The organism is Pseudomonas sp. EL_65y_Pfl1_R83 (assembly GCF_963970695.1).
GTDB lineage: Bacteria > Pseudomonadota > Gammaproteobacteria > Pseudomonadales > Pseudomonadaceae > Aquipseudomonas > Aquipseudomonas tritici.
This window is the reverse complement of record NZ_CAXAQI010000007.1, coordinates 263,401-284,016: the sequence shown is the minus strand read 5'-3', so window position 1 is coordinate 284,016 and position 20,616 is coordinate 263,401. Positions and strand designations below refer to the sequence as shown.

Below are 20,616 nucleotides of genomic sequence, written 5' to 3'. Positions count from 1 at the left end.
GGAATTGATGGGCTTTGACTTGCGGCTTGTAGCTTACGACTTGAAGCTCCCCGGAGGGGCCTATGAGCTATGTGATCGACCGACGCCTCAATGGCAAGAACAAGAGCACGGTAAACCGCCAGCGTTTCCTGCGGCGTTACCGTGACCACATCAAAAAAGCCGTCGAGGAGGCCATCAGCCGCCGCTCCATTACGGATATGGAGCATGGCGAGCAAATCAGCATTCCCGGACGGGACATCGACGAACCGGTGCTGCACCACGGCCGGGGCGGCAAACAGACCGTCGTGCATCCGGGCAACAAGGAATTCACCACCGGCGAGCACATCCAGCGCCCACAAGGCGGTGGCGGCGGTAAAGGCCCTGGCAAGGCGGGCAATTCCGGCGAAGGCATGGACGAGTTCGTGTTCCAGATCACTCAGGAAGAATTTCTCGAATTCATGTTCGAGGACCTGGAGCTGCCTAATCTGGTCAAGCGCAACCTGACCGGCACCGACACCTTCAAGACCGTTCGCGCCGGGATCAGCAACGAGGGCAACCCTTCCCGCATCAATATCATCCGTACCCTGCGCTCGGCCCACGCGCGGCGCATCGCACTGTCTGGCAGCAGCCGCGCCAAACTGAGAGATGCCAAGGAAGAGCTGGCGCGTTTGAAACGTGAGGAACCGGACAACTTCGGCGACATTCAGCAAATCGAGGCGGAAATCGAGAAACTCAGTGCGCGCATTCATCGTGTGCCATTCCTAGACACCTTTGACTTGAAATACAACTTGCTGGTCAAACAACCCAACCCCAGCTCCAAGGCAGTGATGTTCTGCCTGATGGACGTATCCGGCTCCATGACCCAGGCCACCAAGGACATCGCCAAGCGCTTCTTTATCCTGCTTTACCTGTTTCTCAAGCGGAACTACGACAAGATCGACGTAGTGTTCATCCGCCACCACACCAGCGCGCGGGAGGTCGACGAGGAGGAGTTTTTCTACTCACGGGAAACGGGCGGGACCATCGTCTCCAGTGCCTTGAAGCTGATGCAGGAGATCATGGCCGAGCGCTACCCCGCCAACGAGTGGAACATCTACGCGGCCCAGGCCTCGGACGGTGACAACTGGAACGACGACTCGCCCATCTGCCGCGACATCCTGATCAACCAGATTATGCCGTTCGTGCAGTACTACACTTACGTTGAAATCACCCCCCGTGAGCATCAGGCCCTGTGGTTCGAATACGAGCGCATTGGCGAAGCCTTTGCCGACACATTCGCCCAGCAGCAACTGGTCTCGGCCGGCGATATCTACCCGGTCTTCCGTGAACTCTTCCAGCGCAGGTTAGTGACATGACCGCCAAAAAAGAGCATAAGCGCCAACCCATATCCACGGGCTCCGAGTGGACCTTTGAACTGATCCAGGCCTATGACCGGGAAATCAGCCGCATCGCGGCGGGTTATGCCCTGGACACCTACCCCAACCAGATCGAAGTGATCACCGCGGAACAGATGATGGATGCCTACGCCTCTGTCGGCATGCCGTTGGGATATCACCATTGGTCCTACGGCAAACACTTTCTCAGCACCGAGAAGTCCTACACCCGAGGCCAGATGGGCTTGGCGTACGAGATCGTGATCAACTCCGACCCGTGCATTGCCTACCTGATGGAAGAAAACACCATCTGCATGCAGGCGCTGGTAGTGGCCCATGCCTGCTACGGACACAACAGCTTCTTCAAGGGCAACTACCTGTTCCGCACCTGGACCGATGCCAGCTCAATCATTGATTACCTGGTGTTCGCCAAGCAGTACATCATGCAATGCGAGGAACGCCACGGCATTGATGCGGTGGAAGACTTGCTCGACTCTTGCCATGCGCTGATGAACTACGGGGTCGACCGCTACAAACGGCCCTACCCGATTTCCGCCGAAGAAGAACGCCTGCGCCAGAAGGAACGCGAGGAGCACCTGCAAAAACAGATCAACGACCTGTGGCGCACCATTCCAAAACGTGCCGGGAAAAACAGCGACAAGGACAATGCGCGCTTCCCCGCCGAACCTCAGGAAAACATCCTGTACTTTCTGGAAAAACACGCACCACTGCTGGAGCCCTGGCAACGGGAAATCGTGCGCATCGTACGTAAGATCGCCCAGTATTTTTATCCACAGCGCCAGACCCAAGTGATGAACGAAGGCTGGGCGACGTTCTGGCACTACACGCTGATGAACGACCTGTACGACGAAGGCCTGGTCACTGACGGTTTCATGATGGAGTTCCTCACCTCCCACACCAGCGTGGTGTTTCAGCCGGGGTTCGACAGCCCGTATTACAGTGGTATCAACCCCTACGCACTGGGCTTCGCCATGTACCGCGATATCCGGCGTATGTGCGAACACCCTACCGAAGAAGACCGCCGCTGGTTCCCGGAAATCGCTGGCACCGATTGGTTGTCCACCATCAAGTTCGCCATGAGCAGTTTCAAGGACGAGAGTTTTATCCTGCAGTACCTGTCACCCCAGGTGATTCGGGACCTCAAGCTGTTCAGCATCATGGATGACGACCTCAAGGATGACCTAGTGGTACCAGCCATCCACGACGAGCCCGGCTACCGCACCATCCGCGAAACGCTGGCGGCGCAGTACAACCTGGGCAACCGCGAGCCCAATGTGCAGATCTACAGCATCGATGTGCGCGGCGATCGCTCGTTGACCTTGCGCCACCAGCAACATGACCGCAAACCCCTGGGCGAATCCACCGAGGAAGTACTCAAGCACCTGCACCGCCTATGGGGCTTCGACATTCATTTGGAAACGCTGCAGGGCGACCAAGTGATGAAGACTCACCATGTACCGCCGCGCAGCGAGCATGGCGACAACGACTACGGCCGACTGGACCTGGCCGTCGTTCATCTCTGAAACAGCAAAGCCTCCATTGGCTAGGCACAGGCGGTATCCTGTGCGGCTAATGGAGGCTTTTTCATGAAAATCTACAAAGTCGGCGGTGCCGTGCGTGACCGCCTGCTGGGCATCAAGGTCACCGATGTTGACCGCGTCGTCGTGGGGGCGACCACCGAAGAGATGCTGGCCAAAGGTTTCAAACCCGTCGGCGCTGACTTCCCCGTGTTTCTCGACCCGAAAAATGGCGATGAATACGCCCTTGCCCGCACAGAGCGCAAGAGTGGCCGGGGTTATGGCGGCTTTGTGTTTCATGCGAGCCCAGAGGTGACGCTGGAAGAAGACCTGATCCGTCGCGACCTGACCATCAACGCCATGGCGGAAGACGATGAGGGTAATTTGACCGACCCTTATCATGGCCAGCATGATCTTGAAGCGCGCATCCTGCGCCACGTTTCCCCGGCGTTCGCCGAAGATCCGCTACGAGTACTCCGCGTTGCGCGCTTTGCTGCACGTTACGCGCACCTGGGTTTTACGGTCGCTCCGGAAACACTGGCGCTGATGCGTCAACTCAGCGAATCCGGCGAACTGGAAGCCCTGACGCCTGAGCGCAGCTGGAAAGAAATCTCCCGAGCGCTGATGGAAGACCAGCCCCAGGTGTTTATCCAAGTACTGCGCGACTGCAATGCATTGAAAACCTTGATGCCCGAAGTCGATGCACTGTTCGGCGTACCGCAACCTGAAGCCCATCACCCCGAAATCGACACGGGCATACACACTTTGAGCGTGCTGGAACAGGCCGCCCTGCATAAACAGCCGCTGACCGTACGTTGGGCCTGCCTGCTGCATGACTTGGGCAAGGGCCTGACGCCGGTGGATAAGTTACCGCAGCATATTGCTCACGAACACACCGGCTTGAAGCTGATCAAGGCCGTCAATGAACGCTTCAAAGTACCGAAGGACTGCCAGGAGCTGGCGCTGCTGGTGGGCCAATATCACACCCACGGCCATCGGGCGCTGGAGTTGAAAGCCTCGACGCTGCTGGAATTGCTGCAAAGTTTCGACGTTTACCGGCGGCCGCAGCGCTTTGAAGAGTTTGTGGTTGCGTGCGAGATGGATGCCCGAGGCCGAAAAGGCTTAGAGCAGCGAAGTTATCCACAGGCGGATTATTTGCGCGGGGCGTCGAAGGCGGCGCGCGAAGTGCCGGTGGCACCACTGCTGGAAAAAGGCTTCAAAGGCCCGGAACTGGGTGAAGCGCTCAAACGCGAACGCTTGAAAGCGCTGAAGGCCTACAAAGAACAGCCTATTTCCTAGACGCGGCCCTCCTGTGGTGAGGGCGCTTGCTCCCTCACCACAGCAAGCTCGGCGCCTACAAGAGCGCGTCTGGGGTGAGTTGCTGGCCTTGCCATTCAAACCCGACAGGCGCGAGCACTTGGTCGATTTGCGCATTGCGCCATAACTCAGCCAGGGTCTTGCCCACTTCAGGATGCACACGCTCTGGCGCCATCAACGACAGCGGCCACAGCACAAACGCGTTTTTCAGGATCTCTGCACGCGGCAGGACCAAACCATCGAAGTTACCCACCAGCTCGCCGTACAGCAGCACATCGATATCCAGCGGCAGGCCCTTGCGGTCCGGTGCATAGCGACCATTATCGGCCTCGATGAATTTCAACCGGCGATCCAGCTCAATCAGCGGCAGGTCGGTGTAGGCCGAGACCACCAGATTGAAGAACGGACCGCTCTTGATGCCCACCGGCTGGCTTTCGAACACTGGCGAGCAGCGCACATCCGTCAAAAAGCTCGCCAGCGCGTCAAGGCCGGCGCGCAGATGAGATTCGCGCTCGATATTGCTGCCTAGGCCAAGGTATACCTGAGTTAGCGACATCCGCGCTCGATCTCCACGCCCACACCCTTGGCAGCCGGCACGGCCCCCGGCTTGGTCAACTTGAGGTGCAGCCAAGGAATCTGGAACTCACTCATCAGTACTTGCGCCAGGCGCTCGGCGAAGGTTTCCACCAACTGGTACTGGGATTGCTCGGCAAATGCCTGGATGCGAGCGGACACGCTGGCGTAATCCAGTGCCAGGGTCAGGTCATCGCCAGCGGCGGCCGGGCGGTTATCCCAGGCGAAGCTCAGGTCCAGGCGCAGGCATTGGCGTATTCCGCGCTCCCAGTCGTAGGCCCCGATGACGGTGTCGACTTCCAGGCCTTCGATAAACACTCTGTCCAAGCACTCTTCTCCGCAGCACGACAAGGGCGCAATGCCCCGTTAGAATCAGGGCGTCCTCGCCCGGAATAGTTAGCATGTTTTGGTCACTGGCGATCCTCGCCTACCTGCTCGGCTCGCTGTCCTTCGCCATTTTGCTCAGCCGCCTGACGGGAAATCCCGATCCGCGAATGAGTGGCTCAGGCAATGCCGGCGCCACCAATATGTTGCGCCTGGCAGGTAAGAAGCTCGCCGTACTCACGCTGCTGGGCGACGTATGCAAGGGCTTGCTGCCCGTGCTGATCGCCAGCCTCGCCGGCCTTACCCTGCAACAACAGGCCTGGATCGGCATATGCGCCGTCCTCGGCCATCTGTTTCCACTGTACTTCCGCTTTCGCGGTGGCAAAGGCGTCGCCACGGCAGCCGGCATGCTGCTGGGGATTTACCCACCGGCGGCGTTGCTGGCCGTACTTGCCTGGCTCCTGACGTTCTACCTGACCCGCACCAGCTCACTCGCCGCGCTGATCGCCACCCCGCTCACCCTTCCGCTGTTGGCCTGGCAAGAACCGGCGGCGTTGTTGCCGATGAGCGCACTGACACTGCTGATCGTCTGGCGCCACCGGGGCAATTTACGCGACCTGTTTGCCGGGCGCGAACGGCATTTTTAAATACGTTCGATGAGCCCGGCTCACGTTGCGGCCCTACAGCGGCGACAACTGCTCCATCGGCCAGCGCGCCTGCACACTGATCGCCAGGCTTTCGTGCTGACCCGCCTGTAAGCGTTGGCAACCGGCATAGGCGATCATCGCGCCATTGTCGGTGCAAAACTCTGGCCGCGCGTAGAAAACGTCGCCCTTCATCTCGCCGAGCATTTTTTCCAGTGACGTGCGCAACGCCTTGTTGGCACTGACGCCGCCTGCGATCACCAGGCGCTTCATGCCCGCCTGTTTCAGGGCGCGCTTGCACTTGATGGTCAAAGTCTCCACCACCGCCTGCTGGAACGCCAGCGCGATGTCGCAACGGGCTTGCTCACTGTCGTCCCCGGCGCTGACGCTTTGCTGCCAGGTGTTCAGCGCCGAGGTTTTCAAACCACTGAAACTGAACATCAGGCCAGGCCGATCGCACATCGGGCGTGGGAAGGTATAACGGCCGGCAACGCCTTTTTCGGCAAGACGGGCGATTTCCGGGCCGCCGGGATAATTGAGGCCCATCATCTTCGCGGTCTTGTCGAACGCCTCACCGGCGGCGTCATCCAAGGACTCACCCAAAAGGGTGTATTGGCCGATTCCATCCACCTGAACCAGTTGCGTATGGCCGCCGGAAACCAACAAAGCGACGAACGGGAACTCTGGTGGCGTTTTTTCCAGCATGGGCGCCAATAAATGGCCTTCCATATGGTGCACACCGAGGGCTGGAATACCCCAGGCAAAAGCCAGCGCCTGGGCGCAAGAGGCCCCAACCAGCAGGGCTCCGACCAATCCAGGGCCAGCGGTGTAGGCGATCGCGTCGATCTCGGTCGGCACGCAACCGGCCTCATCCAGCACCTGGCGAATCAGGGGCAGCATGCGTTTGACGTGATCACGGCTGGCCAGCTCCGGCACAACGCCGCCATAGGCGCGGTGCAGGTCGATCTGACTGAACAGCGCATCGGCCAAGAGCCCGCGTTCACTGTCGTAAAGTGCGACACCGGTTTCGTCGCAGGAGGTTTCAAGTCCCAGTACTAGCATGGGTTTGCGCCTTGTAGAGGCTAGATTCGAAGGCGCGCATAATAGTCGCCACTCCCCCTCCCGACTAGCGGTTTTCGATCAGAGGCTTTGCATTCCGGGCAATGAGGGGTTAACATCCGCAACCCTTAAAAACCGACGACCTCAGCCGCGAATTTTTTGCGACGAGAACGTTGATCCCGGTAATGAAAGAAGGTAGCTCTGGATGCCAGCCGTCAAAGTTAAAGAGAACGAACCCTTCGACGTAGCTCTGCGTCGTTTCAAGCGCTCCTGCGAAAAAGCCGGTGTACTGGCTGAAGTTCGTAGCCGCGAATTTTATGAGAAGCCAACTTCTGAGCGTAAGCGTAAAGCAGCAGCCGCTGTTAAGCGTCACGCCAAGAAAGTTCAGCGCGAACAGCGCCGCGCCGTTCGTCTGTACTAATACACAGACGTCCGTAGCAAGCTTCTGCCAAGCCCGGCCCTCAGCCGGGCTAATGGCATTTTCGGATATCGCTTGATGCTTCACTGTTGACGCCGCACATGCGACTGAGACAACTGCTTCACACGTCAGGACTGGCTCTTTTGCCAGCGGTGCACGTCTCTTCTGACGAGCCTAACAAGGCTACTGACGCGCACACTTATTATTCAAGCAGGCGATCAACTGTATCGACTGTGCCCGACAATGCGCTTCCGAGGCCCGCCATTGGCCAAGACCGGAGGCCAGGGCAACATTTCCATGCCGAAAACCTGATTGAAATTAACGTCAGTGAATGATCGGCAGATACACTTCCTGAAAGCCCAAGCAGACAACCGATGATCGAGCCACACGATACGTGCGCTTGAGCACTTAGCGGGCCCTCATTTACACGCAGTGATGACGAGAACGCCATGGCCGGGCTAATTCCCCAGAGCTTTATTGACGACCTTCTGAACCGCACCGACATCGTCGATGTTGTCAGCTCGCGCGTGCAACTGAAAAAAGCCGGCAAGAACTACACCGCCTGCTGCCCGTTCCACAAAGAGAAAACCCCATCGTTCAGCGTCAGCCCCGACAAACAGTTCTACTACTGCTTCGGTTGCGGCGCAGGCGGTAACGCCCTGGGCTTTCTCATGGACCACGACAACCTGGATTTCCCCCAGGCGATCGAGGACCTGGCGAAAGCTGCCGGCATGGAAATCCCTCGCGAAGAAAGTGGCCGACCGCACAAACCGCGGCAACCCACTGATTCGCCGCTGTACCCACTGCTGACCGCCGCTGCCGACTTCTACCGTCAGGCGCTTAAAAGCCATCCGCAGCGCAAAGCCGCCGTCGACTACCTCAAGGGCCGCGGCCTCACCGGTGAAATCGCCCGTGACTTCGGCCTCGGCTTCGCCCCGCCCGGCTGGGACAACCTGTACAAGCACTTGAGCAGCGACACTCTCCAGCAAAAAGCCATGATCGACGCCGGCCTGCTGGTGGAAAACGCCGAAACCGGCAAACGCTATGACCGCTTCCGCGACCGCGTGATGTTCCCGATCCGCGACAGCCGTGGCCGCATCATCGCCTTTGGTGGTCGAGTACTGGGGGATGACAAGCCCAAGTACCTGAACTCCCCGGAAACCGCGGTATTCCACAAAGGCCAGGAACTCTACGGCCTGTTCGAGGCGCGCAAGAACAACCGCAACCTCGATGAGATCATCGTGGTTGAAGGCTATATGGACGTGATCGCGCTCGCCCAACAGGGCCTGCGCAACGCCGTGGCCACACTCGGCACCGCCACCAGCGAAGAGCACATGAAACGCCTGTTTCGCGTGGTGCCCAGCGTATTGTTCTGCTTTGACGGTGATCAGGCCGGCCGCAACGCCGCCTGGCGCGCGCTTGAAGCAACGCTGTCGAGCCTGCAGGACGGGCGTCGGGCACGCTTCCTGTTCCTGCCTGAAGGCGAAGACCCGGACACCTTGGTGCGCTCCGAAGGCACCGACGCGTTCCGCGCGCGCATCAATCAACATGCACAGCCCCTGGCAGACTATTTTTTCCAGCAACTGACCGAAGAGGCCGACCCGCGCTCCCTCGAAGGCAAGGCCCACATGGCCACCCTCGCGGCGCCGCTGATCGATAAAGTCCCAGGCGCCAACCTGAAATCACTGATGCGCATGCGCCTGCTGGAAATTACTGGACTGAGCGGCGAAGCCGTCAGCCAGCTGGTGCACAACGCACCGCAGGAGGCGCCGCCGACCTATGACCCAGGCATAGATTACGACGCTATGCCGGACTACTCCGACTTCCACCAACCGCAGGAGGCCTACACGCCCCAGCAGGAGTGGACACCGAAGAAGCCCGGCGCCGGCGGCAAGAAATGGGACAACAAACCCTGGAGCAAGAACGGCAAACGCGGTGATCGCGATGAGGCCTTCGCCCCGCGAACGCCTGTGGCCGTAGAAGCGCCAACGCTCATTGCGTTGCGTACGCTCATCCATCACCCGCAACTGGCGGGCAAGGTCGAGAGCGCCGACCATTTTGCCAACGCGAGCAACACCTACGCTCAGGTGCTGATCGCCTTGATCGAGGCGGTACAGAAAAACCCTAAGCTAAACTCAATTCAGCTGATGGCTCGTTGGCATGGCACCGAACAAGGCCGCCTATTGAAAGCACTCGCGGAAAAGGAGTGGCTAATTGACGGCGATAACCTTGAACAACAGTTTTTAGACACCATTACTAGGTTATCTGCGGGTCAGCACACGCAGACCCTCGATGAACTCATCAAGAGAGCAAGGCAGCCTGGATTATCGGCTGAAGAGCAAAATCAGATAGCAAAACAGATGCGCGACCTCTTAAAACAGAATGTTTCCGCATCAAACCCGACCTCAGCTGGCGTGTGAGGTCATAGCTCGGGTATAATCCTCGGCTTGTTTTTTGCCCGCCAAGACCTTCAGTGGATAGGGTGTTATGTCCGGAAAAGCGCAACAGCAGTCTCGTATCAAAGAGTTGATCGTTCTCGGTCGTGAGCAGGGTTACCTGACTTACGCGGAGGTCAACGACCACCTGCCTGAGGATATTTCAGATCCAGAGCAGGTGGAAGACATCATCCGCATGATTAACGACATGGGGATCAACGTATTCGAAGCTGCGCCAGATAAGGATTCTCTTATGCTGGCGGACGCCGATACCGACGAGGCTGCAGCTGAAGAAGCTGCTGCCGCGCTGGCTGCTGTGGAGACCGATATCGGTCGAACCACCGACCCTGTGCGCATGTATATGCGTGAAATGGGTACCGTCGAGCTGCTGACACGCGAAGGCGAAATCGAAATCGCCAAGCGTATCGAAGAGGGCATCCGTGAAGTGATGGGCGCAATCGCGCACTTCCCTGGCACGGTTGACCATATTCTCTCCGAGTACACCCGCGTCACCACCGAAGGTGGTCGCCTGTCCGACGTGCTGAGTGGCTACATCGATCCGGACGACGGCATTGCGCCGCCTGCCGCCGAAGTGCCGCCGCCTGTCGACCCGAAAGCGGCGAAAGCCGACGACGATTCCGAAGACGACGATGCCGAAGCCAGCAGCGACGACGAAGATGAAGTTGAAAGCGGTCCGGATCCGATCGTGGCTGCCCAGCGTTTCGGTGCGGTTTCCGATCAAATGGAAATCACCCGCAAGGCGCTGAAAAAGCACGGTCGCAGCAATAAGCTGGTTATTGCCGAGCTGGTGGCGCTGGCCGAACTGTTCATGCCGATCAAGCTGGTACCGAAGCAATTCGAAGGCCTGGTTGAGCGTGTTCGCAGTGCCCTTGAGCGTCTGCGTGCACAAGAGCGTGCGATCATGCAGCTCTGTGTCCGTGATGCGCGCATGCCGCGTGCCGACTTCCTGCGCCAGTTCCCGGGCAACGAAGCTGACGAAAGCTGGTCCGACGGCCTCGCCAAAGGCAAAGGCAAATACGCCGAAGCCATTGGTCGCCTGCAGCCGGACATCATTCGCTGCCAGCAAAAGCTGATCGCACTGCAGACCGAAACCGGTCTGACGGTTGCCGAGATCAAGGACATCAACCGTCGCATGTCGATCGGTGAGGCCAAGGCCCGCCGCGCGAAGAAAGAGATGGTCGAAGCGAACTTGCGTCTGGTGATCTCCATCGCCAAGAAGTACACCAACCGTGGCCTGCAATTCCTCGACTTGATCCAGGAAGGCAACATCGGCTTGATGAAGGCTGTGGACAAGTTTGAATACCGTCGTGGCTACAAGTTCTCGACTTATGCCACTTGGTGGATCCGTCAGGCGATCACTCGCTCGATCGCCGACCAGGCCCGCACCATACGTATTCCGGTGCACATGATCGAGACCATCAACAAGCTGAACCGCATTTCCCGGCAGATGTTGCAGGAAATGGGTCGTGAACCGACCCCGGAAGAGCTGGGCGAACGCATGGAAATGCCTGAGGACAAAATCCGCAAGGTATTGAAGATCGCTAAAGAGCCGATCTCCATGGAAACGCCGATTGGTGATGACGAAGACTCCCATCTGGGTGACTTCATCGAAGACTCGACTATGCAGTCGCCAATCGATGTCGCCACCGTTGAGAGCCTTAAGGAAGCGACTCGCGACGTACTCTCCGGCCTCACTGCTCGTGAAGCCAAGGTACTGCGCATGCGTTTCGGCATCGACATGAATACCGACCACACCCTTGAGGAAGTCGGTAAGCAGTTTGACGTGACCCGTGAACGGATCCGTCAGATCGAAGCCAAGGCGCTGCGCAAGTTGCGCCACCCGACGCGAAGCGAGCATCTGCGCTCCTTCCTCGACGAGTGATACCAAAACCCCCGGCCCAGGCCGGGGGTTTTGTTTTGTATCGATAAAACCTTCCGTAATCCCCCTCCCCCGTAATGCCCGTCTACACTCGAAACATTCCCCGTGCCATAACGAGACCGTTATGCCCAGACTGCCGGCTGTGTTTTTACTGTGGCTGCTGACCTGGACCGCAACGGCTGGCGCGTTGAGTCTTAGCGATGATGAGCGCGGCTGGCTGGCGGACCATCAGGAGTTGCGCCTGGGAGTGGACGCGTCATGGCCACCCTTTGAATACCATGACGAAGATGGCCGCTACCAAGGCCTGGCGGCGGATTACGTGCGCCTGATCCAGGATCGCCTCGGCGTGCGGGTCAAGTTGATTGAGCCGGCGAACTGGAGCGCCTTGCTGGAGCAGGCCCGGAACAACCAAATCGACCTGCTGCCTGGCATCATGTCCACGCCGGAACGCCAGCGCTACATGGCGTTTACCCGCCCGTACCTTGATTTCCCCATCGTCATCCTGGCCCACGAAGGCGGCGCGAAACCACGCACCCTTAAGGACCTCTACGGATTGAAGATTGCCGTTGTGGAAAACTACGCGCCCCATGAGTTGCTCCGCACCCAACATCCCGACCTCAACCTGGTGGCCATGCCGAATGTCAGCTCGACCCTGCAAGCCTTAGCCACCGATGAGGTGGATGCGGTGGTCGGCGACCTGGCCTCAAGTGTCTGGAGCCTGCGCCAACTCAAGCTCGACGGTTTGTACGTCAGCGGTGAAACGCCCTACCGCTACCAACTGGCGATGGGCGTACCGCGCGACAACAAAGTACTGGTGGGCATCCTCGATAAGGTACTGGCCGACCTCAGCCCGGACGAAACCGATGCGATCCAACAACATTGGGTCGGTAGCTTTACCGACCACCGCACCTTCTGGAGGGATCTGCTGACTTACGGCCTGCCTGCGGTACTGTTGCTGAGCACCGTGCTGGCCGTGGTGATTCGGATCAATCGTCGGCTCAGTTCGGAAATTTCCCGACGCGTCGCCCTCGAACAGCAACTGCGCAGCAGCGAATATCACTATCGCGGCTTGGTGGAAAGCCTGTCCGCCATCGCCTGGGAAGCCAGTATCACCGACTTCACCTACAGCTATGTTTCGCCCCACGCTGAGGAATTACTGGGTTATCCGCGCGCCCACTGGCTGATCCCGGGGTTCTGGCGCAACATCATTCACCCTGCCGACCTGATCCGCACCGAAGCCTACTGCTACCAGGAAACCCGGGCCAATCGCGACCACAGCGTCGACTACCGGGTGATCACCGCAGATGGGCGCTGCTTGTGGGTGCGCGACATCGTCAGCCTGATCGAGCACGGCCATGAGCCCGTACTGCGCGGCTTGATGATCGATATCAGCGAGGCCAAGCGCACTGAAGAAGCCTTGCAACTGTCCGAGCAAAAATTCGCCTCGGTGTTCCAGCAATGCCCAGACATGCTAGTGATCGCACGGCTGTCTGATGGCTGCTTGCTGGAGGTGAACAAAGCGTTCGAAGACCAGATTGGCCTGACGGCGGAACAGGTCGTCGGCAAAACCGCCACCGAACTGAATATCTGGGGCATCCAGGGTGTCGGCCCCGACCTGCTGCAACGGGTGCAGACCACCAGCATCCGCAACCTCGAAATGCCCTTTCTGCGCAGCAATGGCCAAGCCTTCATCGGGCTGATTTCCGCCGAGCCGTTCCAATTGGACACCACCGAGGCCATCGTGGTGGCGGTGCGAGACATCACTCAACTCAAGGAAACCCAGCAACAACTGCAAACCTCCGAAGAGAAATTCGCCAAGGCCTTCCACGCCTCGCCCGACGGCTTGCTGCTGAGCCGACAGAGCGATGGACTGTTGATTGAAGTGAACGATGGTTTCAGTCGAATCACGGGCTTCACCAGCGCAACATCCCTCGACCAATCAACCCTGGACCTGGGCATCTGGGTCGACCTCAACGAACGCAAACACATGCTGGAACTGATGCAGCGCGATGGCTTTGTGCGTGATTTCATCTGCCATATTCGTCGCAACGATGGGCAGATTCGCCTGTGCGAGTTGTCCAGCCGCCCACTGCCTATCGGCGACGAAGACTGCATGCTGACCATTGCGCGGGACATCACCGAACGCCAACTGATGCAGGAAAAACTGCAACAGGCCGCCACGGTGTTCGAAAGCACGGCCGAAGGCGTCTTGATCACTGATATCCGACAGAACATCAGCGCCGTCAACCGCGCCTTCACCGAGATAACCGGCTACAGCGAGGCCGAAGCCCTCGGCCATACGCCGCGCCTGCTTGCCTCCGGCCTGCATGACAGCGCCTTCTACGCGGCGATGTGGCACCAACTGACAGCTCAAGGGCATTGGCAGGGCGAGATCTCCAACCGACGCAAGAACGGCGAGCTGTACCCCAGCTGGCTGACGATCAGCGCCGTGCGTAATCGCGATCAGTTGATCACGCACTTCGTCGCGGTGTTTGCCGACATCTCCAGCCTCAAGCTTGCCCAGGCCCGCCTCGATTACCAGGCGCATCACGATCCATTGACCGGCCTGCCCAACCGCACTTTGTTCGAAAACCGATTGCTGGTCGCCCTCAATGGGCATCAAGAAACCGGCAAACAGGGAGCCGTACTGTTTCTCGATCTGGACCGTTTCAAACACATCAACGACAGCCTCGGCCACCCGATCGGCGACTTGCTGCTCAAAGACGTCGCGGCGCGCCTCAAGGAACAACTGCGCGACATCGACACCGTTGCTCGCCTGGGCGGCGACGAGTTCATCATCCTGCTCCCCGGCCTGCAGCACCCCAGCGATGCCCAATACCTGGCCAATAAACTGCTGGCCTGCTTCACCCCACCCTTCCAGGCAGGTGAACACGAGTTCTTCATCAGCGCCAGCATCGGCACCAGCCTGTACCCGCAGGACGGTACCGACGTCGCGACGCTGGTCAAAAATGCCGACGCTGCGATGTACCGCTCCAAGGCCAAGGGACGTAACCGGGTCGAAAGCTATACCCGCGACCTTACTGCGCAGGCCAACGAACGCGTGGCACTCGAACATGAACTGCGCCGCGCCATCGAGCGCGATGAACTGACCCTGTACTACCAGCCAAAACTGAGCCTGAATACTCAAGCACTGATCGGCGCCGAAGCGCTGCTCCGCTGGCGCCATCCCACCTTTGGCGACGTGCCGCCCGAACACTTCATTGCCCTCGCCGAAGAGAACGGCATGATCCTGCAGATCGGTGACTGGGTGCTGGAACAGGCCTGCCGACAAATGCATGCCTGGCAAGGCACTTTCGACGCATTTGGCCCCCTGTCGGTCAACCTGGCCGGCGCCCAACTGCGTCACCCCAGCTTGCTGGCTCGCATCGAACAGCTATTGCACGACTACCGGCTCGAACCAGGCTGCCTGCAACTGGAGATCACCGAGAACTTCATCATGAGCCAGGCCGAAGAAGCGCTGGAGGTACTGCACCAGCTCAAAGACCTGGGCGTACAACTGGCCATCGATGATTTTGGCACCGGCTATTCATCCCTCAGCTACCTCAAACGCCTGCCGCTGGACTTCCTCAAGATCGATCAATCCTTCGTCCGCGGCCTGCCCGACGACCCCCACGACGCAGCGATCGTGCGCGCCATTATCGCCCTGGGCCACAGCATGCAATTCACTATCATCGCCGAAGGCGTGGAGAACCCGGCACAGCAAGCCTTCCTGGCTGCCGAAGGCTGCGAACAGATGCAAGGCTACATCGTCAGCCTGCCGCTACCGCCCGAGCTTTTTGCCTCGACCTTTCTTCGTATGAGCATTAAGGATTTTTCGGATAGCACAGCGGGGAAACCATCGCTATAATCCGCGACCTACTGAGGGCCTATAGCTCAGTTGGTTAGAGCAGGGGACTCATAATCCCTTGGTCGTAGGTTCGAGTCCTACTGGGCCCACCACTTTGAAAGCCACGCACTGCGTGGCTTTCGTCGTTTCTAGGGCTTGGAAAGCTCAAGCCGAAACATTGCAAAAAAGTGGTTCCGTCCAAGATTCGTCCAATCTCATTTTTCGACGGCTGAATTCTCGGCCACTTTTTAATCATGATCCTTCTCGAAAATGCCCGCTAAGGGTTTAACGAAACGACCTCTGCCATGTGTCCAGGGCTGAAGTGCGCGTACTGTTGAGTCATGGCCAAGGTCGAATGCCCAAGCACACGCTGCAGCGTCAGGATGTCGCCACCAGTCATCATGTAGTGACTGGCGAAAGTATGGCGTAACACACCTAACGTCTCCAAAACCGACGCGCTCGATGTGTTGTTAACGGGGAGTTGGCTTGCTGGCGATGAGGCCCGTGCAGACGTCAAATTCCCCGGGGCCTTACATCAAAGACCATTTGCATCTTAGTCACCGCGTGTAGAAAATCATCGTCTTTTTGCACGAATGGATACGCGCATGAAGTTTGAGAAGACCACGCAGTACAGGTCCGCGGAAGGGATCGTCTTCAATCTGTCTCAAATCACCCTCATGGAAAGCGACCGAGGTCGCCTGCGCGAGTTGCACTTTGGCGAAGCGAAACGCGCCCATTACCAAGTTAACGGCATGGTCGTCGATATGTACGACCGAATGCAGGCTCGAAACCTGCCATGCCTGCTGAAAGTCTGCATTTCCAATCCCCTCACCCGGCAGCAGGCCGATGCTATCAGCACTATGCGGGGCAACGTCGCCAAGGGAATTGCTGCGGCCTCAGGTGGCGTTGCCGGCAAGGTAGGTGCGTTGGGCGGGCCGCTCATTGGCTGGGCTTCAGGTGCAGTGGTGACGACAGGTGTCAACTGGTACCTCAAAGGGGCCCTGCCGAACCTGCATGCAGGTGACGTGCTGGTCAGCATCGAGGGAGAGGTCCATGGCGGGATTGGCCCACAGCGCTCTGTCGTGACGCTGGTCATCAAGGTCTGAGGAAGTGCACATGCCCTACATCATGCAAACTGTCGTCCTTCTGGTGCTGGGCGCGATCCTCGTTCAGTTTCTGAAACCATACATGCTGCGCAAGTGGCTGGGTTTGGCCCTACTGGCAACGGGCTTGGTCAGCATCTTCAAGGTTGGTGAGCAGCAGGTGCTGGGCTTTGACCTGGAGCTGCTAGCACTGCTGGCCGTGCCGCTGGGCGTGGTGCTATTCCTGACGCGGCGGCGGTTCACGGAGGGGGACTGAAGCCCCGGCACGATTTCTCGGTGCCGTCTCTGACCCAAATCAGATGGGATAACAGTCGATCAACAGCGCGTTGATCGATGATCTTAGCGTTGGACCTTGCCGGCGGATTGGGGGTTACTTCGAACATACTGGTAACGCCTAACGTAGGTTAGATGCCGCCAAAATCACTGCTAAATGATGAATGGCGGCTGTAACGCAGGCCAGGTGCAGTCGTAAATGTGTAATACCACATTGACCAGCCTCGCGAACTCAGCGGACGCGTCCTAATTCTGATCCTAGACAGCACGGATCTAGCGCACATGAAAGGTCGCCGCAATCGCCAACCTTTAAAGTCAGACTATAGGCATGCCCCGGGCCAAGCCGCGTTTTGCTTCTCGATCTGTGAATGGAACGTGGTTTGGAGCTGCGAGGCGAATTGCGAAACTCAAAGGCCGTAAAAACCGTACAACCACGCTACAGCACTCAGCTTGAGCCACTCACTCTGAATTACGCTCAACACCAAGTAATACGGGGCATCCAGCCATGCCAACCTACGTTCACCTAAGAACGCCTTCTCTAGGCATACCAGTTCGCCCAGCAACTCATAATGTCTTGGTCGTAGGTTCGAGTCCTACTGGGCCCACCAAACTTAAAAGCCGCGCAATGCGCGGCTTTTGTGTGTCTGGAAGCCTGTAATATGCTCCCCATCGCCGCCCATACCGGAGCCCCCCCCTTGTCCGCCCTTGATGAAATCGACCGCCAACTAATAGCCGCCCTGCAAATCAACGCCCGCGAAAGCGTGGCCATGCTTGCCCGGCAGTTGGGCATCGCGCGCACCACGGTGACCTCACGCCTGGCGCGCCTGGAGAAAACCCAGGTGATCACCGGTTATGGTGTGCGTCTCGGCCAGCGGGTGGTGGACGGTGGTTTGCAGGCGTATGTGGGCATCACCGTGCAGGCACGCTCGGGTAAAGAAGTGTTGCGCAGACTGAGTGCCATGGCGCAGGTGCAACAGTTGTGCGCGGTCAGTGGCGAGTTCGATTACGTGGCCTGGCTGCGCACTGACTCGCCGGAGCAGTTGGACCAATTACTCGACCAGATCGGCAGTGTGGCCGGCGTGGAGAAAACCACGACCTCAATCATCTTGAGTAACAAATTGGATCGCGGTCAGCCAATCTGACCACCAATTTCGTCATTACGACTAAAAACAGTCCAATCCGACGACACTTTGCGTCTTATTAACGAACGCTACGCTCCCTAAACTGGCTGCCATCTTTTCCTATACTCAGCGGGTCACGTCCGCCCAGTCGCCAGTAAGGTCAGCCATGAGCATTCCGTCCAGCACCATCAGCAAGACCAATCGCCACCCTGCAGACGGTAAGAAACCCATCACCATCTTTGGCCCGGATTTTCCGTTTGCCTTTGATGATTGGATCGAGCACCCGGCCGGCCTGGGCAGCATCCCCGTCGCCAACCATGGCGCCGAAGTGGCGATCGTCGGTGCAGGGATCGCGGGCCTGGTTGCCGCCTACGAGCTGATGAAACTGGGCCTCAAGCCGGTGGTGTATGAAGCTTCGAAAATGGGCGGCCGCCTGCGCTCCCAAGCCTTCGAAGGCGCCGAAGGCATCATCGCCGAACTGGGTGGCATGCGCTTCCCGGTGTCGTCCACCGCGTTCTACCACTACGTGGACAAACTCGGCCTGGAAACCAAACCCTTCCCCAACCCGCTGACGCCAGCCTCCGGCAGCACGGTGATTGACCTGGAAGGCCAGACTCACTACGCACAAAAACTGTCCGATCTTCCTGCACTGTTTCAAGAAGTCGCCGACGCCTGGGCCGACGCCTTGGAAGCCGGCTCGCAGTTCGGCGATATCCAGCAAGCCATCCGCGACCGTGACGTGCCACGCCTCAAAGAGCTGTGGAATAAGCTGGTGCCACTGTGGGACGACCGCACCTTCTACGACTTCGTTGCCACGTCGAAGGCTTTCGCCAAGTTGTCGTTTCACCATCGCGAAGTATTCGGCCAGGTCGGTTTCGGCACTGGCGGCTGGGATTCGGACTTCCCCAACTCGATGCTGGAAATCTTCCGCGTGGTGATGACCAACTGCGACGATCACCAACACTTGGTCGTCGGCGGCGTGGCCCAGGTGCCGATGGGCATTTGGCGCCATGTGCCGGAGCGTTGCGCCCACTGGCCGGCCGGCACTAGCCTCAGTTCGTTGCACCGTGGTGCGCCGCGGGCCGGGGTGAAACGCATCGCTCATGCCGCCGACAGCCGCTTTGCCGTCACCGACAACTACGGCGACACCCGCGAATACGCCGCCGTGCTGACCACCTGCCAAAGCTGGCTGCTGACCACCCAGATCGAATGCGACGAAACCCTGTTCTCGCAAAAGATGTGGATGGCCCTGGACCGCACCCGCTACATGCAGTCATCAAAAACGTTCGTGATGGTTGACCGCCCGTTCTGGAAAGACAAAGACCCGGAAACCGGCCGCGACCTGATGAGCATGACCCTCACGGATCGCCTGACCCGTGGCACTTATCTGTTCGACAATGGTGACGATAAGCCGGGGGTGATTTGCCTGTCTTACTCGTGGATGAGCGATGCACTGAAGATGCTGCCGCAGCCCATCGATAAACGCGTGAAACTGGCACTCGACGCGCTGAACAAGATCTACCCGAAAGTCGACATCAAGGCGCGCATCATCGGCGACCCGATCACGGTGTCCTGGGAAGCCGACCCGCATTTCCTCGGTGCCTTCAAAGGTGCATTGCCCGGCCACTATCGCTATAACCAGCGTATGTATGCGCACTTCATGCAGAAAGACATGCCCGCCGAGCAACGTGGGATTTTTATCGCAGGTGACGACGTTTCCTGGACCCCGGCCTGGGTCGAAGGCGCAGTGCAAACCTCATTGAACGCGGTATGGGGCATCATGACCCACTTCGGCGGCAGTACTCATCCGGAGAACCCAGGGCCGGGTGATGTGTTCGACGAAATCGGGCCGATCGCCCTGGCCGAATAAGGAGCTGAGCATGCGTGTTGCCCTTTACCAATGCCCACCACTGCCGCTGGACGTGGCCGGCAACCTCAAGCGCCTGCACCAACTGGCCCATGAAGCGTGCGGCGCCGATGTGCTGGTGCTGCCGGAGATGTTTCTCAGCGGCTACAACATCGGCGCTGAAGCGGTTGGCGCGTTAGCTGAAGCGCAAGACGGGCCATCCGCACAGGCGATTGCCGAACTGGCCAAAGGCGCCGGGCTTGCCATTCTGTACGGTTACCCGGAACGTGCCGAGGACGGCCAGCTCTACAACGCCGTGCAGTTGATCGACGCCCATGGCCAGCGCCTGTGCAACTACCGCAAGACGCATCTGTTTGGCGATTTGGACCACTCGATGTTCAGTGCCGGTGACGACGATTTCCCGCTGGTGGAACTCAACGGTTGGAAGCTTGGATTCCTGATCTGCTACGACCTGGAGTTCCCGGAAAACACCCGGCGCCTGGCCCTTGCCGGTGCCGAGTTGATCCTGGTGCCCACCGCCAATATGGTGCCGTTCGACTTTGTGGCCGATGTCACCGTGCGGGCGCGGGCCTTCGAGAACCAATGCTATGTGGCCTACGCCAATTACTGCGGGCACGAAGGCGAGATCCTGTACTGCGGGCAAAGTAGCATCGCTGCACCGAACGGCGAGCGTATAGCCCAGGCTGGCCTGGATGAAGCCTTGATTGTCGGTACGCTGGAGCGCCAATCGATCATCAATGCGCGCGCCGCCAATCACTATCTGCATGACCGCCGCCCCGAGTTGTACGGCGCGCTGTACAAGCCCTGACCCGACGGGTTGGGTAGCGGTTTGTTAATATAGCCAC

The 20,616-nt window shown here is 58.8% G+C and carries 16 protein-coding genes, 1 tRNA gene and 1 pseudogene; 14 read left to right on the top strand and 4 right to left on the bottom strand.

Features of this window, described 5'->3' with window-relative positions; all coding sequences use genetic code 11:
* Positions 1-62: 62 nt before the first annotated feature.
* The 3 genes from AACY08_RS13240 to AACY08_RS13230 all read left to right on the top strand — a co-directional run bounded on the left by AACY08_RS13240 (position 63) and on the right by AACY08_RS13230 (position 4,189).
* The gene (locus AACY08_RS13240) at positions 63-1,334 is read left to right on the top strand and encodes a YeaH/YhbH family protein (protein WP_339415415.1); all 1,272 of its coding nucleotides are present in this window, start codon (positions 63-65) and stop codon (positions 1,332-1,334) included.
* Positions 1,331-2,896, top strand: a complete 1,566-nt coding sequence (locus AACY08_RS13235; protein ID WP_049711259.1) for a SpoVR family protein — start codon at positions 1,331-1,333, stop codon at positions 2,894-2,896. Before AACY08_RS13240 ends, AACY08_RS13235 begins: the two co-directional genes overlap by 4 nt.
* Positions 2,897-2,959: 63 nt before the next feature.
* Positions 2,960-4,189 (top strand): multifunctional CCA addition/repair protein, encoded by a 1,230-nt coding sequence (locus AACY08_RS13230; RefSeq protein WP_339469799.1) that lies wholly within the window; start codon positions 2,960-2,962, stop codon positions 4,187-4,189.
* 55 nt (positions 4,190-4,244) lie between these two features.
* Here AACY08_RS13230 and folK read toward each other — a convergent pair whose 3' ends face one another.
* Together folK and folB are read right to left on the bottom strand one after the other, a co-directional pair.
* Complete coding sequence (gene folK, locus AACY08_RS13225) at positions 4,245-4,763, bottom strand: 2-amino-4-hydroxy-6-hydroxymethyldihydropteridine diphosphokinase (protein ID WP_339469798.1); 519 nt, start codon at positions 4,761-4,763, stop codon at positions 4,245-4,247.
* Positions 4,754-5,107 carry a dihydroneopterin aldolase gene (gene folB, locus AACY08_RS13220; protein ID WP_032883867.1) on the bottom strand — a complete coding sequence of 118 codons (354 nt, stop codon included), beginning with the start codon at positions 5,105-5,107 and terminating at the stop codon, positions 4,754-4,756. The genes folK and folB overlap by 10 nt, the downstream gene beginning before the upstream one ends.
* A 74-nt stretch (positions 5,108-5,181) precedes the next feature.
* Here folB and plsY point away from each other — a divergent pair, with 74 nt between their 5' ends.
* Positions 5,182-5,751: a glycerol-3-phosphate 1-O-acyltransferase PlsY gene (gene plsY, locus AACY08_RS13215; RefSeq protein ID WP_339469797.1), complete on the top strand. Its 570-nt coding sequence runs from the start codon at positions 5,182-5,184 to the stop codon at positions 5,749-5,751.
* Positions 5,752-5,784: 33 nt separating this feature from the next.
* Here plsY and tsaD read toward each other — a convergent pair whose 3' ends face one another.
* Positions 5,785-6,810 (bottom strand): tRNA (adenosine(37)-N6)-threonylcarbamoyltransferase complex transferase subunit TsaD, encoded by a 1,026-nt coding sequence (gene tsaD / locus AACY08_RS13210; protein WP_065871797.1) that lies wholly within the window; start codon positions 6,808-6,810, stop codon positions 5,785-5,787.
* A 202-nt stretch (positions 6,811-7,012) separates the two neighbouring features.
* Here tsaD and rpsU point away from each other — a divergent pair, with 202 nt between their 5' ends.
* From rpsU to AACY08_RS13185, 5 genes are all read left to right on the top strand, one after another.
* The gene (rpsU, locus tag AACY08_RS13205) at positions 7,013-7,228 is read left to right on the top strand and encodes a 30S ribosomal protein S21 (protein WP_002551877.1); all 216 of its coding nucleotides are present in this window, start codon (positions 7,013-7,015) and stop codon (positions 7,226-7,228) included.
* A gap of 446 nt (positions 7,229-7,674) precedes the next feature.
* A complete protein-coding gene (dnaG, locus tag AACY08_RS13200) occupies positions 7,675-9,645 on the top strand; it encodes a DNA primase (protein WP_339469796.1) in 1,971 nt (656 codons plus the stop codon).
* A 67-nt stretch (positions 9,646-9,712) separates the two neighbouring features.
* The gene (rpoD, locus tag AACY08_RS13195) at positions 9,713-11,563 is read left to right on the top strand and encodes an RNA polymerase sigma factor RpoD (protein ID WP_339469795.1); all 1,851 of its coding nucleotides are present in this window, start codon (positions 9,713-9,715) and stop codon (positions 11,561-11,563) included.
* A 121-nt stretch (positions 11,564-11,684) separates the two neighbouring features.
* Positions 11,685-15,428: an EAL domain-containing protein gene (locus AACY08_RS13190; RefSeq protein WP_339469793.1), complete on the top strand. Its 3,744-nt coding sequence runs from the start codon at positions 11,685-11,687 to the stop codon at positions 15,426-15,428.
* Between the two features lie 15 nt (positions 15,429-15,443).
* Positions 15,444-15,520 (top strand) — tRNA-Ile (locus AACY08_RS13185).
* 164 nt (positions 15,521-15,684) lie between these two features.
* On the opposite strand, the pseudogene AACY08_RS13180 reads toward AACY08_RS13185, so the two are convergent.
* Positions 15,685-15,840 (bottom strand): annotated as a pseudogene (locus AACY08_RS13180) (tyrosine-type recombinase/integrase); the annotation flags it as partial.
* Positions 15,841-16,012: 172 nt separating this feature from the next.
* On the opposite strand from AACY08_RS13180, the gene AACY08_RS13175 reads away from it, so the two are divergent.
* The 5 genes from AACY08_RS13175 to AACY08_RS13155 all read left to right on the top strand — a co-directional run bounded on the left by AACY08_RS13175 (position 16,013) and on the right by AACY08_RS13155 (position 20,579).
* The gene (locus AACY08_RS13175; RefSeq protein ID WP_339415392.1) at positions 16,013-16,513 is read left to right on the top strand and encodes a hypothetical protein; all 501 of its coding nucleotides are present in this window, start codon (positions 16,013-16,015) and stop codon (positions 16,511-16,513) included.
* 10 nt (positions 16,514-16,523) lie between these two features.
* On the top strand, positions 16,524-16,766 hold the full coding sequence (locus AACY08_RS13170) for a hypothetical protein (RefSeq protein WP_339469791.1): 243 nt from the start codon (positions 16,524-16,526) through the stop codon (positions 16,764-16,766).
* 712 nt (positions 16,767-17,478) lie between these two features.
* Complete coding sequence (locus AACY08_RS13165) at positions 17,479-17,925, top strand: Lrp/AsnC family transcriptional regulator (protein ID WP_339469790.1); 447 nt, start codon at positions 17,479-17,481, stop codon at positions 17,923-17,925.
* 166 nt (positions 17,926-18,091) lie between these two features.
* Positions 18,092-19,774: a flavin monoamine oxidase family protein gene (locus AACY08_RS13160; protein ID WP_339469835.1), complete on the top strand. Its 1,683-nt coding sequence runs from the start codon at positions 18,092-18,094 to the stop codon at positions 19,772-19,774.
* Positions 19,775-19,784: 10 nt separating this feature from the next.
* Entirely contained in the window at positions 19,785-20,579 is a 795-nt protein-coding gene (locus tag AACY08_RS13155; RefSeq protein WP_339469788.1) for a carbon-nitrogen hydrolase family protein, read from the top strand.
* The last annotated feature ends 37 nt before the right edge of the window (positions 20,580-20,616 follow it).